At 65.4% G+C, this 14183-nt stretch carries 12 protein-coding genes; 8 read left to right on the top strand and 4 right to left on the bottom strand.

Going from position 1 to position 14183, the window contains the following annotated elements; translation table 11 throughout:
• Positions 1 to 179 precede the first annotated feature (179 nt).
• From SO156_RS35025 to SO156_RS34990, 8 genes are all read left to right on the top strand, one after another.
• Positions 180 to 1064, top strand: a complete 885-nt coding sequence (locus tag SO156_RS35025; protein WP_498537951.1) for a dihydrodipicolinate synthase family protein — start codon at positions 180 to 182, stop codon at positions 1062 to 1064.
• 34 nt (positions 1065 to 1098) lie between these two features.
• On the top strand, positions 1099 to 1473 hold the full coding sequence (locus tag SO156_RS35020) for a hypothetical protein (RefSeq protein ID WP_498537950.1): 375 nt from the start codon (positions 1099 to 1101) through the stop codon (positions 1471 to 1473).
• Positions 1474 to 1550: 77 nt separating this feature from the next.
• Complete coding sequence (locus tag SO156_RS35015) at positions 1551 to 2783, top strand: rhodanese-like domain-containing protein (RefSeq protein ID WP_498537949.1); 1233 nt, start codon at positions 1551 to 1553, stop codon at positions 2781 to 2783.
• A 111-nt stretch (positions 2784 to 2894) separates the two neighbouring features.
• Entirely contained in the window at positions 2895 to 4139 is a 1245-nt protein-coding gene (serA, locus tag SO156_RS35010) for a phosphoglycerate dehydrogenase (protein WP_498537948.1), read from the top strand.
• A 191-nt stretch (positions 4140 to 4330) separates the two neighbouring features.
• Positions 4331 to 5347: a patatin-like phospholipase family protein gene (locus SO156_RS35005; protein ID WP_498537947.1), complete on the top strand. Its 1017-nt coding sequence runs from the start codon at positions 4331 to 4333 to the stop codon at positions 5345 to 5347.
• 3 nt (positions 5348 to 5350) lie between these two features.
• Positions 5351 to 6805 carry a GntP family permease gene (locus SO156_RS35000; RefSeq protein ID WP_498537946.1) on the top strand — a complete coding sequence of 485 codons (1455 nt, stop codon included), beginning with the start codon at positions 5351 to 5353 and terminating at the stop codon, positions 6803 to 6805.
• A 96-nt stretch (positions 6806 to 6901) separates the two neighbouring features.
• Positions 6902 to 8566 (top strand): tannase/feruloyl esterase family alpha/beta hydrolase, encoded by a 1665-nt coding sequence (locus SO156_RS34995; RefSeq protein WP_498537945.1) that lies wholly within the window; start codon positions 6902 to 6904, stop codon positions 8564 to 8566.
• Between the two features lie 330 nt (positions 8567 to 8896).
• Positions 8897 to 9346: a host attachment protein gene (locus SO156_RS34990; protein WP_458149085.1), complete on the top strand. Its 450-nt coding sequence runs from the start codon at positions 8897 to 8899 to the stop codon at positions 9344 to 9346.
• Positions 9347 to 9473: 127 nt separating this feature from the next.
• Here SO156_RS34990 and SO156_RS34985 read toward each other — a convergent pair whose 3' ends face one another.
• From SO156_RS34985 to SO156_RS34970, 4 genes are all read right to left on the bottom strand, one after another.
• Positions 9474 to 10046 carry an AAA family ATPase gene (locus SO156_RS34985; RefSeq protein WP_498537944.1) on the bottom strand — a complete coding sequence of 191 codons (573 nt, stop codon included), beginning with the start codon at positions 10044 to 10046 and terminating at the stop codon, positions 9474 to 9476.
• A 17-nt stretch (positions 10047 to 10063) separates the two neighbouring features.
• Positions 10064 to 11224 carry an ATP-dependent Clp protease adaptor ClpS gene (locus tag SO156_RS34980; protein WP_498537943.1) on the bottom strand — a complete coding sequence of 387 codons (1161 nt, stop codon included), beginning with the start codon at positions 11222 to 11224 and terminating at the stop codon, positions 10064 to 10066.
• Between the two features lie 104 nt (positions 11225 to 11328).
• Positions 11329 to 12948, bottom strand: coding sequence for a DHA2 family efflux MFS transporter permease subunit (locus tag SO156_RS34975; protein WP_498537942.1), 1620 nt, complete (start codon positions 12946 to 12948; stop codon positions 11329 to 11331).
• Positions 12890 to 14158, bottom strand: coding sequence for an HlyD family secretion protein (locus SO156_RS34970; protein WP_498537941.1), 1269 nt, complete (start codon positions 14156 to 14158; stop codon positions 12890 to 12892). Before SO156_RS34970 ends, SO156_RS34975 begins: the two co-directional genes overlap by 59 nt.
• Positions 14159 to 14183 lie beyond the last annotated feature (25 nt).

Below are 14183 nucleotides of genomic sequence, written 5' to 3'. Positions count from 1 at the left end.
CGCGGTGCGAGGTCTGGCGCTCGCCCATGCATTTTTGGCGGCGCGACCCGCCTGACGGGAGGATTGTGATTAACTTGTATGTAAGGTACAAGAAACTCGAGAGAACGCCAAGCGAGTTTCGCGCTTCTCAAAAAGATAAAGACCGATCAAAGGCTTAGGCCGGCAGAAGAGGACATGTCATGACGGACGCAATTCGCGGATTCTGGGTGGCCACGCCGACGCCGCTGACGGCCGAGGGGGCTGCGGATCCCGCCCGGTTGGCGGACCATGCGCTTCGGCTCTTCAAGCAGGGCGTCAACGGCGTCGTCATCTTCGGTACCACCGGCGAAGGTACCTCGTTCAACGTCGCCGAGCGGGTTGCGACCGTCGAGGCGCTGCTCAAGGCTGGCGTCGAGGCCGACCGTATCGGCATCGGCGGCGGCTTTCCCGCGATCACCGACAGCATCGCCCTGACGCGTTCGGCGTTGAGCCTCGGCCTGCGCCACGTGCTGGTGCTGCCGCCCTATTTCGATCGCAGTGTCACGCCTGAAGGAATTGAGGACGCGTTCGCGGCGATTCTCGATGGCGTCGCGGACGATCGCCTGCGCGCCTATCTCTACCACATCCCGCAGGTCTCCGGCGTCGCCATCCCGACGACGGTGGCATCGAGCCTTCGCAAGCGCTTCGGCAAGCTCGTTGCCGGCCTCAAGGACTCCAGCGGCGACTTCAAGCAATTCCAGGCATTCCGTGCAGCGGCCCCCGAGCTCGCCATCACCGTGGGAAATGAAGCCGACATCACCCGCGCCATCGCGGCGGGCGGCGCCGGCACCATCTGCGGCATGGCCAACATCGTGCCCGAACTCGTCAAGGGCATGGTCGACGGCAAGGACGTCGGAGCGCGCATGCAGGCGGCGATCGATATCGTCGTCAAGACGCCGTCGTTGGTTGCGACGCTGAAAGCGATCCTCTCCGCACAGACCGCCGATCCCGGCTGGCTGCGCGTGCGTCCGCCGCTTCGTGGCCTCTCCGACGGCAAGGCGCTGAAGGCGAAGATCGACGCGCTCGTGAGTCCCGCGATCGCGTGAAGCGACCGAACCTTTCTCGCCTTCGAGACGACCGATGAGCATTCGCGGAGGTCACGAATGGTCATGGTCCGCTTTCATCGTCTGGGGCGTGGTCGCCTTGACGCCAGCGCTCGCCGCGCCACTCTGCAAGGAGCCGGAACTGGGCGGCAGGGACGCACCGATGCTGTCGCCGCCCATGGCGAACGTCGTGACTGGAGCGGGACGACTGCAATTATACTCGGCTCCGAACCTCGCCTGTGCGATGAACGGCATCTTCGTCATTCCCAAGGACGAATTGATTGCCTACGCCCAAACCGACGACGGTTGGGCCTCGGTGATGTACACGAACCCCAGAAACGGAAATGCCGTGTCCGGCTGGGTCAGATCGGCGCGGCTGAAGGAAACGGGAACAGCCGGCCCGAAGCAGTGAGCGCGCGGAGCGGCTAGCCAAGGCCGCGGCAATGGTTCAAAAACGGCAGGCTCATTCTCGCGAGGACCCGCCGCTCCATGAAGCTTCCCACGGTCACCCCTGCAGATATCCGTCGCGCGCTGCTGCTGCGCGAGGAGATCGGGCTGCTCGATCTCCGGCATGAAGCAGCGTTTGCCACCGGCCATCCCCTGTTCGCCGCCAACATGGCGGAGGGGCGCATCGCGATCGAGGCCGAGACGCGGCTGCCGCGCAAGGACGTGGCAATCGTCCTGTATGATGACGGCGAAGGTCTGGTCGGGACGGGCGCCGAACGGCTGCGGGCGCTCGGCTACACAAATGTCGGCGCGCTCGACGGCGGCATCAACGCGTGGCGCGCGGCCGGTTACGAGGTGTTCGAGGACGTCAACTCCTATGCCAAGGCCTTTGGCGAGCTTGTCGAGGCGCGCCGTCACACGCCTTCGCTCAGCGCCGACGAGGTCGCAAGCCTGATTACCGGCAAGGCCAATGTTGCGATCCTCGATGTTCGCCGCTTCGACGAATATGCGACCATGAATATCCCGGGCTCGGTCAGCGTGCCCGGCGCCGAGCTCGTGCTGCGGGCGGGCCGTGCGGCGCCCGATCCCGACACCACCATCATCGTCAATTGCGCCGGTCGCACGCGCTCGATCATCGGCACGCAGTCGCTGATCAATGCGGGCGTCCCGAACAAAGTGCGCGCGCTGCGCAATGGCACGATCGGCTGGACTCTCGCCAAGCATACGCTCGAGCATGGTGCCGGGCGCCGCGGTGCGATCGGGTCGTTCGAAGGCGCCGCGGCCAATGCCCGCGACGTCGCCTATCGTGCGGGCGTTCGCCACATCGGCGCGGGTGAGGCGGCGGCGCTCGCTGCGCAACCTCATCGAACGCTGTATCGCTTCGATGTGCGCGACGCCGAGGACTATGCGATCGGTCACCTCGCCGGCTTCCGCCACTACGCGGGCGGCCAGCTCGTCCAGGAGATCGACATGGCAGCGCCCGTGCGCGGCGCGCGCATCCTCCTGACCGACGACAAAGGCGCGCGCGCCGACATGACGGCGTCATGGCTTGCGCAGATGGGCTGGGAAGTCTACGTGCTCGAAGGTGGCTATGACGGCGCACTCGAGGTAGGCCCACCGCAGGTGCTGCCCAAGCCGGATCCCGTGCATCGGTACAGGCGTCCCTACGAGGGCACCGATGTCGCGGAAAGTGCGATGCAGGCCTATCTTGACTGGGAATACGGCCTCGTCGAGCAGCTCCGTCGCGATGCGACGCACGGATTTTACGTGATCTGAGCGCGCACAGGCAGGCCATACCCCGCCATCTTGCCTCCACGTGAAAATCATATTGTCTTCGGCCTCGCCGGAGACTAAGCCGCGCGCGAAGGCGATATCCACGGAGATCCCATGCCAGCCACAGGCCAGACCCCTGAGCGGACCGCGAAAGCCCTGCTGCTTGAAGGTGTCAATGACAGCGCAGTGGACCTGTTCAGGACCGCCCGCTTCACCAATGTCGAGCGGTTGAGCAAGGCGCTCGACGGCGAGACACTGCGGCAAGCCGTGAAGGGTGTATCGCTGCTCGGCATCCGCTCGCGCACCCAGCTCACCGAGGACGTGCTCGCCTCGGCCGACCAGCTCCTTGCAGTCGGCTGCTTCAGCGTCGGCACCAATCAGGTCGATCTGCTCGCCGCCCGCAAGCGCGGCATTCCCGTCTTCAATGCGCCGTTCTCCAATACGCGCAGCGTCGCCGAGCTCGTCATCGGCGAGATCGTGATGCTGCTGCGGCAGATCTTTCCGCGCTCGGTGGCGGCGCATGAGGGCGGTTGGGACAAGTCGGCGACCGGCAGCCGCGAGGTGCGCGGCCGCACGCTCGGCATCATCGGCTATGGCAATATCGGATCACAGCTCTCGACGCTCGCCGAAGCCATGGGCATGCGGGTGATCTTCTTCGACCGGACCGACAAGCTGCGTCACGGCAATACCGAGCCGGTCGAGAAGCTTGAGGACCTCCTGGCCCAGAGCGACGTAGTCAGCCTCCATGTGCCGGAAACGCCGGAGACCGCGGGCATGATCGGCGAGCGCGAGCTGCGGCTGATGAAGCCGGGTTCGTTCCTGATCAACAACAGCCGCGGCACCGTCGTCGATCTCGATGCGCTGGCGCGCGCCTTGCGCGATGAGCACGTCGCCGGCGCCGCCATCGACGTCTTCCCGGTCGAGCCGTCCTCGAACGCCGATCGCTTCAAGAGTCCGCTTCAGGGCCTGAGCAACGTGATCCTCACGCCGCACATTGGCGGCTCCACGGAAGAGGCGCAGGAGCGGATCGGCGGCGAGGTGGCCCGCAAGCTCGTCGACTATTGCGTCACCGGCTCGACCATGGGTGCGGTCAATTTCCCTGAGGTGCAGCTCCATCTCCGCCCCACGGGTGCCCGCTTCAGCCACGTCCACCGCAACGTACCGGGCATGCTGCGCCGGCTGAACGAGGTCTTCTTGCAGCGTGACGTCAACATCGCCGCCCAATATTTGGAGACGCATGGCGATCTCGGCTACGTCGTGCTCGATGCCGACCTTGGCGGCCAGGATTCGAACGAGCTGCTCCGGCAGATCCGTGGGCTCGACGGCACGATCGGCGCCCGGCTGGTGTTCGAGCACTGACGCGCGAATGGACTGAGCGCTTTTCGCATCACGACGGTGTGACGCGTCCGGGCGGGCTGCGCTGTTGCGTGGCCCGCCTTCCGCTTTCTACTTACCTGTGGTTAACTGGGGCGCTGAAGGCAAAGCTCATCTGACAAGTCTCGTCTAAAGTCTCATCGAACTTGAGCTTAAGTTGCGCGAGTGCGGACACGATGGCCCGAGACCGCATACCGATCGACCTTGCACTTCAGGGCGGAGGCTCGCACGGCGCGTTCACCTGGGGCGTGCTCGACCGTCTGCTCGAAGAGACATGGTTTGATGTCGTCGCGATCTCCGGGACCTCCGCCGGAGCGATGAACGCCGCGGTGCTGGCCGACGGATGGACGGCGGGCGGCGCCAAGGGCGCGCGTGAGGCGCTGGATCAATACTGGCGCCGTGTTTCGCGCGCCGCGGCATTCAGTCCGTTGCAGCGCTCGCCGCTCGATCGCCTGATGGGGCGCTGGACGCTCGACACCTCGCCGGCCTATGTCTTTACCGATCTGATGTCACGGCTGTTCTCGCCCTACGATCTCCCGGTCGACTATAATCCTCTGCGCAAGGTGCTCGCCGAGAGCATCGATTTCGAACGCCTCGCGCGTTCCGAGATCAAGCTGTTCATCACGGCGACGCGGGTGCGCACCGGCCGGGGCCGGATCTTTCGCAACGCAGAGATCACGGCCGACGTTCTCCTGGCCTCGGCCTGCCTTCCGACCATGTTCCGTGCCATCGAGATCGACGGCGAGCCCTACTGGGACGGCGGCTTCGCCGGCAATCCGACGATCACACCGCTGGTCCGTGAAAGCGACGCCTATGATACCATCCTGGTGCAGATCAATCCGACGGAGCGGCCGGAAGACCCGCGCACCGCGGCGGAGATCCTCAACCGGCTCAACGAGATCTCGTTCAACTCGCCGCTGATGAAGGAGTTGCGCATGATCGCGCTGCTGCGTCAGGCGGCCGATCCAGGAAGCGGCGAGGGCGCGCGCTGGGCGCGGATGCGGACGCACCGGATCAAGAGCGACATCCTGACGAAGTTCGGTGCCTCCTCCAAGCTGAACGCGGAGTGGGAGTTCCTCTCGATGCTCCGCGACGAAGGCCGGCTGGCTGCGAGCGAATTCCTCGAACGTCATCGCGAGGACGTCGGCCGGCGCTCGACCGCCGATCTCGATGTTCTCCTGGCGGAGTGCTGAGACGTGGGGCTTCTCGGCATTCTCGTCGGGCTCGGCCTGCTCGTGGTGCTGGCCTTCCGCGGCTGGAGCGTCCTGCTGCTCGCCCCGTTCGCGGCGCTCGTGGCCGCAGCATTCGGCGGCGAGCCGCTGCTCGCCAATCTGACGCAGGTGTTCATGGCGAGCGCCGCGGGCTTTTTGGCGCAGTTCTTTCCGATCTTCCTGCTCGGTGCCGTCTTCGGCAAGCTGATGGATGACAGCGGCGCGGTGACGGCAGTCGCCACCTTCATGGCACAGCGGCTCGGCGAGCAGCGCGTGATCCTTGCGGTCGTGCTGGCCGGTGCGCTGGTCACCTATGGCGGCGTCAGCCTGTTCGTCGCCTTCTTCGTTATCGCGCCGATGGCACAGTCGCTGTTCCGCGCAGCCTCCATTCCGCGCCGGCTGATCCCGGCGGCGATCGTGCTCGGGACCTCGACCTTCACGATGTCGGCGCTGCCGGGCACGCCGTCGATCCAGAACGCGATCCCGATGCCGTTCTTCGGCACGACGCCGTTTGCCGCACCCGGGCTCGGCATCATCGCTTCCCTCGTCATGCTCGGCACGGGCCTGTGGTGGCTGCAACGGGCGGAAGCCGCGGCCCGCCGCGCCGGCGAAGGTTTTGGCGCGGATACGCAAGAGGCTGCCGAGAACATCGTTGACGATGAATTGCTACGCGAGCGCGCGACGCTCGCCCGCGAATTCGATCCGGCGGAGATCCGCCATGGACGTCGCAGCGAGGCACCGTCGCCGGTATTGAGCGCCATCCTGCCGCTCGTCGTCGTCGTAGCCGTCAATCTCGTGATGTCGCTATTGGTGTTGCCACGGCTGGATTTCTCATACCTGGCCGAGCAGCGCTGGGGCGGCACGTCCTTGTCCGCGGTCGCCGGCGTATGGTCGGTCTCGGTCGCGCTCGCCACCGCGATCGTCGTGGCCATAGCCATGAACTGGCCGAGGCTCGCATCGTTGCGGCAGACGATGGATGCCGGCGCGAATGCGTCCGTCCTGCCGGCGGTGAGCGTTGCAAGCCTGGTCGGATTCGGTGCCGTCATCGCTGCGCTGCCGGCCTTTGAGACGGTGCGCGACTGGGTGCTTTCGATCGAGGGCGGACCGCTGGTGTCGCTTGCGGTCGCGACCAACATTTTGGCGGCACTGACCGGCTCGGCGTCCGGTGGCCTCACGATTGCGCTCGATGCGCTCGGCCAGACCTATGTGGACCTCGCCGCGCGAACCGGCGTCGACCTCGCGCTGATGCATCGCGTGGCGGTGATCGGTTCGGGAACGCTGGATATCCTGCCGCACAACGGCGCGGTGGTCAGCCTGCTCGCGATCTGCGGCCTGACCCATCGCGAGAGCTACCTGGATATCGTGATGGTCGGCATCGTCTCGTCGCTGCTGGCGCTGGTCATCGTCATCGCGCTCGGCAGCGTCGTGGGATCGTTCTAACGGCGGGCCATCGGGCGCTTGCGATTGACGGACGGCCGCACGTTGCGTTGAATGCGCGCGCTTGTCGTTCATAACAGAAAAGTCCGGGTGGAAGCGATGACGCGTTCTGAGATCAGCGTAACCGTGTGTTTCGCGAGCCTGCTGGTGGCGTTGGCTGATGTCGATGGCGTATCCGCGCTGACGCTGGCCGGGGATGCCGACACCGTCTGCAAGGGCCTTGCTTCGGAGGCTGGTGCCGTCAAGATCGACTCGGCATCGCTCCAGGCGCCGTCGCCGCTCACCGTTGCCGAACGCGGACCGATGCCGTCGGGACGTGTCACCCCGGCCAGTCCTGCTTTCTGCAAGGTGCTCGGTCACATTGAACCCGCGGACCCGAAAGCGCCGCCGATCAAGTTCCAGCTCAACCTGCCGGTCGAGTGGAACGGCCGCTCGGTGCAATATGGCGGCGGCGGATTCAACGGCGTCCTGATCACCGGACTCGGGTTGCCGCCGGCCTATCCCTTCGACAAGCCGTTGCCGCTTGCGCGCGGCTTCGTCACCTATGGCACCGATTCCGGCCATGAGGCCAAGCCGGGCGAGCCGCCTCAGGCCTTCGCGCTCAACGACGAGGCATTCGAGAACTTTGCCCACCGCGCCTACAAGAAAGTGCGCGACGCCGCTGTCACGCTAATGGAGCGCGCCTACGGCAAGGGGCCTGAGAAGCTGTACTTCATGGGCTCTTCCGAGGGCGGCCGCGAAGGTCTGACCATGGCGCAGCGTTACCCGGCGGATTTCGACGGCATTTTTTCGCGCGTGCCGGTCATCAACTGGGTCGGCCTGCAGCATGCCGGCACCCGGTCGGGGCTGGTGACCATGGGCGACGGCTGGATCCGTCCGGCCCAGGTGAAGCTCGTGGGTGACGCCGTGCGCGCCGCCTGCGACAAGGCCGACGGCTCAGCCGATGCGTTGGTGGAGAATCCCGTCGGCTGCAAAGCGACCTTCAAGCCACAGACGTTGCGCTGCGCGAGCGGACAGAGTGACGACCGATGCCTCACCGACGCGCAGATCAAGGCGATCGACACGCTGCACGGCGCTTACAAATTCCCGTTCCCGCTCGCCAACGGGCTCGATGATTATCCGGGCTGGGGCGTGTCGGGCGAGGATACGCCATCCGTCGGCCCGACCGGCGGATGGACGGCCTGGTGGCTCGGCATCGCGGCGCCTGCGCAGCCGCCGGCCCCGACCAATGGCATCGCCTGGGTCTACGGTGCGGGCACCCTTCAATATATCTTCGCGCGCGATCCCGAGCTCGACGTCACCACCTACAGGCCCGAAGATCACAAGGCGCGGCTGCTCGAGGTGTCCCAACTGATGGACTCGACCAATCCCGATCTCAGCCGCTTCCGCGAGCATGGCGGCCGGCTGATCATGCTCGAGCACATGGCCGACTATGCGCAGAGCCCCTATGCCGGCATCCGCTATTTCGAGAACGTCGAGCGTCTGATGGGGTCGGCGACGACGGACCTGTTCGTAAGGCTCTACACGGCGCCCGGCGTCGACCATGTCGGCTCCGGCGCGCCGGCCAATATCGACATGCTGAGCGTGCTGGTCGACTGGGTCGAGCACGATAAGGCGCCCGGCGATCTCGAGGTCACCGAGCAGAAGGTCGAGGCGCCGGCGTTCTCGGTTGTGCGCGCGCTGCCGCTGTGCCGCTGGCCAGCCTGGCCGCATTACAATGGCGGCCCGGTGACGGAGGCAGTGAGCTTCTTCTGCGCGCAGTGACGGAGTGCGCCGGATGCGGATAGCTGGTGCGAGGCTGCGGGGACCGCCTCGCACGAACCGATCGTGACCTCGATCTTCTTGGCAGGTTTCTGCGCCAGCGTCTCGAACGGGTTCCACGTTCCCTAGAGAACTTGGGTTGGTGTGCGCGCGACCTGTCGTTGATTTCTCTCAAATTCGTTGAAGATCGCACCGGTGTCGCGGTGCAAGTTCCCGTGCTCACGTATTGGTAAGCGCAGCACACGCATTGGGCCGTGGCAGGCTCGCGTTGATTTGAATCAACCCGCCGGCGGGTGAGGGGTTGAATATCGAAGCGAAAGCTGGAGCGTTGACATGAGCGGCCTGATGATTCCCCACGGCGCCTTCGTCTTCATCGGCGACGGCTGCAAGGCGCTGTTCCTGCGCAACGAAGGCAATCCCGCGCAGCCGAACCTGAAAACCGAGGACGTGTTCGCAGATGAGAATCCGCCGACGCGCGAGCAGGGGACCGATCGTCCCGGCCGTGTCAGCAAGCCGACAGGGCAAAGGGCGGCCGTCGAGCCGACCGACTGGCACGATATCGAGGAGCATCGCTTCGCCCGGCGTGTCGCAGCCGCGATGGAGCAGCTCGTCCGCGAGCGCGACGTGAAGGCGCTCGTCGTCATCGCACCGCCGCGTGCACTGGCAGACCTGCGCGCCGCGTTTCATGCGGACGTCAAGGCGCGCATCGTCGGCGAACTGCCCAAGGATCTGACGCGGCTTCCGGTCGGCGACATTGCCCGGCACCTCGCGGCGGAGTACTAGAGCACTCCAAAGCGCGATGAGATTGGAATGAATCGTCATCGCGCTTTAGGTGCTTGTTTGAGCATGATCTCCGCGCAAGCGCGTTCCGCGTTTGTCGCGAGGGAAAACCGCTTCACACTTTTCCGGATCATGCTCCAGCGGCGAGAACGGTCATCATCCCGCCGCCATCGCCTGTGCGCCGCCGAGCAGCTGCGCATTGAGGGCGGCCGCCGGAGAACAGCATGTCGTCGAGCGCCTCATTGATGTCGGCGGAGATGACGGAACTGCCGCCGTCGCGGGCCAGGCTCGCCTGTGCCAGCCGCCGCATCAATTCCTTGATGAAGGCGCAACTCGTGCCCTCACTGCGCCGCGCCGCTTCGGCGACGATGGCGTCATCGAGCGGCAGCCCCTTGCCGTAGAGCCGTACCAGCTTGCTGCGGCCGAGCTCGTTGGGGAGAGGCACTTCGATGGCCTGGTCGATCCGGCCGGGCCGGCCGGCGAGCGCATCTTCGAGGTCCCCCGGCCGGTTGGTGGTCAGGACGAAGAGGATGTCTGCGTCCTCCTTCAGCCTGTCCATCTCGTTGAGCAGCCTGTTCAGAAGGGGCTCCTCGCATGGCCCCATGTCATCGCGGTCGCGGGCGATGAGATCGACATCCTCGATCACCACCATCGAGGGCTGAAGCAGCCGCGCCAGGCTCATATAGGCGCCGAGAAGGCCCATTTGCTCGGCGGTGATGATCAGGGTCGTATGGCGGGCAAATGCGCCGCGAGATACCGGATCGTGTGCGTCTTGCCGGTGCCTGGCGGGCCGTACAGCAAAATGCCCTTGCGCGTCGACTGACCGAGCCTGCGCAATTGATCGCGGGTCCCGACGAATCTCAGGACGTTGCGATCGAGCAGCCGCAAGGTCTGCTCCGGCAGGATCACCTCGTCGCGTGCGACCGGCGGCAGGCGGTGTACGGTGATGCCGCGCGAGAGGCCGCGATAATCTCGGTCGGCGTCGAGCGAGAGAATCTTGCCGCGATAGGTGCGCGCGGTCTGCACAGCCTGCTCCAGCTCGCCGAAGCATCGCTGGACGAGGGCCGCGCCCGCGGCGCCAGAGGGCACGGCGAGTTCGATCCGGATTCCGGACTCGCGGCTGAACTCGCGATGCGCACAGAGCAGCACGGCGTAGCGGAGATCACCCTGCGCGCACAGCCACAGCCCGTTGTCGAGGCACTTGGCGGGGTTCTTCTCGCCAATATCGACATCGAAATACTGGAGCGGTGCGATCGCCTGCGCATTGCGGCCTTCGCGCAGAAGCCGCGCAATCGACAGCGTTTCGTAGCGTTGCTCGTCATTGATGCCGAACAGCCGGACGGCGGAAGCGAACAGGCGGTCGATGCCCGCCTGGACGTCTGCGCGCATGTGTCCCGGAAACTGGCGAACCGTGGTCACGAGCTTGCTGCGTGGAACGCCGGCAAAATGCCGGTCCAGAACCTCGCAGGCATATTCGAACTCCTCTTCCTTCGGCTCCTCGCCGGAGTTACCTGCGGCACGCATGCAGTCGCTGCACAGCCAGATCGTCCGGCCCCCGAGTCGCACGTCGGTCTGCGCCTCGGGCTTGCCGCAAAGCTCGCAGGTCGTCTTGACCGGTTCGAGTGTGATCCGCAGGCCGTGACCTGCAAATTGAATGTGCTGCAGCGCGGATTTGAGCAGTGCGTCGGCGACGGACCGCGGGTAGGGACCGCTACCGGCCTTTTCCTCCTGCTCGATCCTGGTGATCAGCGCGACCGCCTCGCGCTCGGACTTACCGAAAACCCGCCGCAGCAATTCGATCACGAATTCGTCTGGCGTATCTTCGTCATCATGAATCACGAGCTGGGCCGGCCCGCCATCGCCGTGCATATCACTCATCATGAAATGAACTCCTGATACAACCTGTACTTGAATGGAACAAAGGAAGAACACAAAAAAAGACGGCCGTCAAGCGTGACGGCCGCTCAAAAATAAGTGGTCGAGGCTTAGTGCGCCGGGCCGCCCGCCGCCTTCACGCTCCGCGTCAGCAGCACGGCCAGCGCGGCCAGCACCAGCATCACGCCGATCACGGCAAAGGTGTCGGAAAAGCCCATTACCAGCGCCTGGCGCTTCACCAGCTTGCCGAGCGCGATGACGGCCTGCTCGTGCGCGGCGTTGGGATCCGGCACGCCATGGGCGACGAAATAGTTCGTGAGCTGCGCGATGCGGCTGCGGACCTCCTCGCGGCCGAGCGTCACGGATTGGCCGATGATGTTGGAATGAAATTGCTCGCGCTTGGTAACGATGGTCGCGAGCACGGCGGTGCCGATCGCGCCGCCGAGATTGCGCATCATGTTGGAGATACCGGAGGCGGCGGCCGCATCCTGCGGTGCGACGCTACCGAGGCTGAGCGCTGAGAGCGGCGCCAGCGTCAGTGCCTGACCGACCGCGCGCACGACGTTGGGCGCGAGGAACTGATCGCCCGCATAATCGAGCGACATCATGATGTTCATGAAGGAGCTCGTGGCGAACAATAGCAGGCCGACGGTCGCGATATAGCGGGCGTCGAAGCGCTGCATCAGCTTCGGCACCAGGGGGATCAGGAGAAGCTGCGGCAGGCCGGTCCAGGCCAGCACGTTGCCGATCTGCTCGGCATTGTAGCCTTGCACCTGGCCGAGATAGGCGGGCAGCAGGTAGACCGAGCCGAACAGGGCGAAGCCGAGGAAGACCGAGGCGATCGTGCCGATGCCGAAATTCCATTGCGTCAATAGCCGCAGGCGCAACAGTGGCTTTTCCACGACCAGCTCATTGTAGATGAACAGTGCGAGGCTGACGGCCGCGACAATGGCAAGCCGCACGATGAGGGGCGAGCCGAACCAGTCGTCCTTGTTGCCTTCCTCGAGCACGGCCTGGAGCGAGGCCAGGCCGACCGCCATGGTGGCGATGCCGAACCAGTCGCCTTCGCGCAGCAGGCCTAGCTGAAGCGGCTGGCGCTCCAGCGCGAAGAACAGCGTCGCGACCATGACCGCGGTCGGCACGACGTTGACGAAGAAGATGGTCTGCCAGCCGTAATTCTCGGTGAGATAGCCGCCGATGGTCGGGCCGATCGCGGGCGCAAAGGTCACCGCGAGTGAGAACATCGCGAGCCCGATCGGCTGCTGGCCCTTCGGCAGCTTGGTGAAGACCAGCGTGAACGCCATCGGGATCAGGACGCCGCCGAAAAAGCCCTGCAAGCCGCGCATCGCGATCATCGAGGGCAGGTCGTGGGTGAAAGCACAGGCGACCGAGAATGCCGCAAACAGCGTCGCAAAGCTCAGGATGATGTTACGGAACGAGAACACGCGCGACAGATAGTCGGTGAGCGGGATGACGATGATCTCGCCGATCAGATAGGACGTCGAGATCCAGGAGCCGTTGTCGACACCGGTGCCGATGCCGCCCTCGATATTGAGCAGCGAGGCGTTGGTGATCTGGATGTTCAGGATCGCCATGAAGGCGCCGATCATCGCCGCGAAGACGGCGATCCAGATCGTGGCGCTGGCGCGGTTCGGATCGGCGACGATGCGATCAGGCGTCGCGGCCGGAATCGAGCGTGCGGGTGCTGGGATTGCGAGGCTGTTGGACATGGCGCGACCCTCCGGAGGTCTGGTTTGCCTTAGTCTGGGTTGCCTTGGGTGCAGTCGCTGCCAGCGCGGCGGGAGCGCTGGAACGCGTCGCAATCGTCGGGATCACGGACATGCCCGGACGCAGCGCGAACGACGGCGCGCTCTCGGCATCGAGCGCGATCCTGACGGGGATCCGCTGAACCACCTTGGTGAAGTTGCCGGTGGCGTTGTCGGGCGGCAGCAGCGCGAACTCCTGACCGCTCGCGGGCGCGATCGAATCGACGTGCCCGTGCACGACCTGGCCCGGGAACATGTCGACCTCGATGTCGACCGTCTGGCCGGCATGCACGTTGGTGAGCTGGGTCTCCTTGAAGTTGGCGACCACATAGGCGCCGTCGGCAGGCACGATCGACATCAACTGCGTGCCGGCCTGAACGAACTGGCCGACGCGAAGGGTGCGGTTGCCGACCACGCCACCGATCGGGGAGACGATCGTCGTGTAGCCGAGATTGAGCTCGGCCTGGTGCTGCACGGCTTCCGCGCGGGCGAGAGCGGCCGTGGCCTGCACGATCTCGGCTTTCAACAGATCGACCTGCTTGAGGGCGGAGGCGAGATTGGCGGTGTCGCGCTGGATCGTCGCGTCCGCGCTGGCGTCGCGCGCCTGCGCCTGCTGCGCATTCTGCACGCTGCCGAAGCCTGTCGCGGCGAGGCCCGTGTAGCGCTTGTTCTCCTGGCTTGCGAAGGTCTTGGTTGCGGTGTCGACGTCGATCGTCGCCCTGGCGGCCGAGATCACCGCCTGCTGAACCTCGAGCTGCGCCTCCTTGCTCGTGATGGTGGCACTCGCGGCCGCAACGTCGGCGCCGGCCTGGTCGAGCGCGACCTTGAAGTCGCGGTCGTCGATCCGGGCCAGCACCTGGCCCGCCTTCACATGCTCGTTATCGGCGACCTGCACCTGGACGAGGTAGCCGCTGACCTTCGGTGCGATGGTGGTGTTGTCGGCCTTCACATAGGCGTCATCGGTGGAGACGAGGTAACGGCCGACCGTCCAGTAGTCGTAACCGTACCAGCTCGCGCCGGCCAGCGCGGCAACTGCGACACCGGCAAACAACAGCTTGCGAAGGCTGAGCTTTCTGGGCGGGGCGGACGCCGTTTCGGCCGGCAGCAGGCTCTGCGGGACGCTGGCCGGAACCCCTGTGGCTTCGATCTTGGATGGGCTGGCGTGGACGGTCATGGCGGCCTCCCTGAATTAGGAAACT

The sequence above is a fragment of the Bradyrhizobium sp. UFLA05-125 genome, from assembly GCF_059803515.1.
This window is presented reverse-complemented; position numbering and strand designations above follow the sequence as displayed.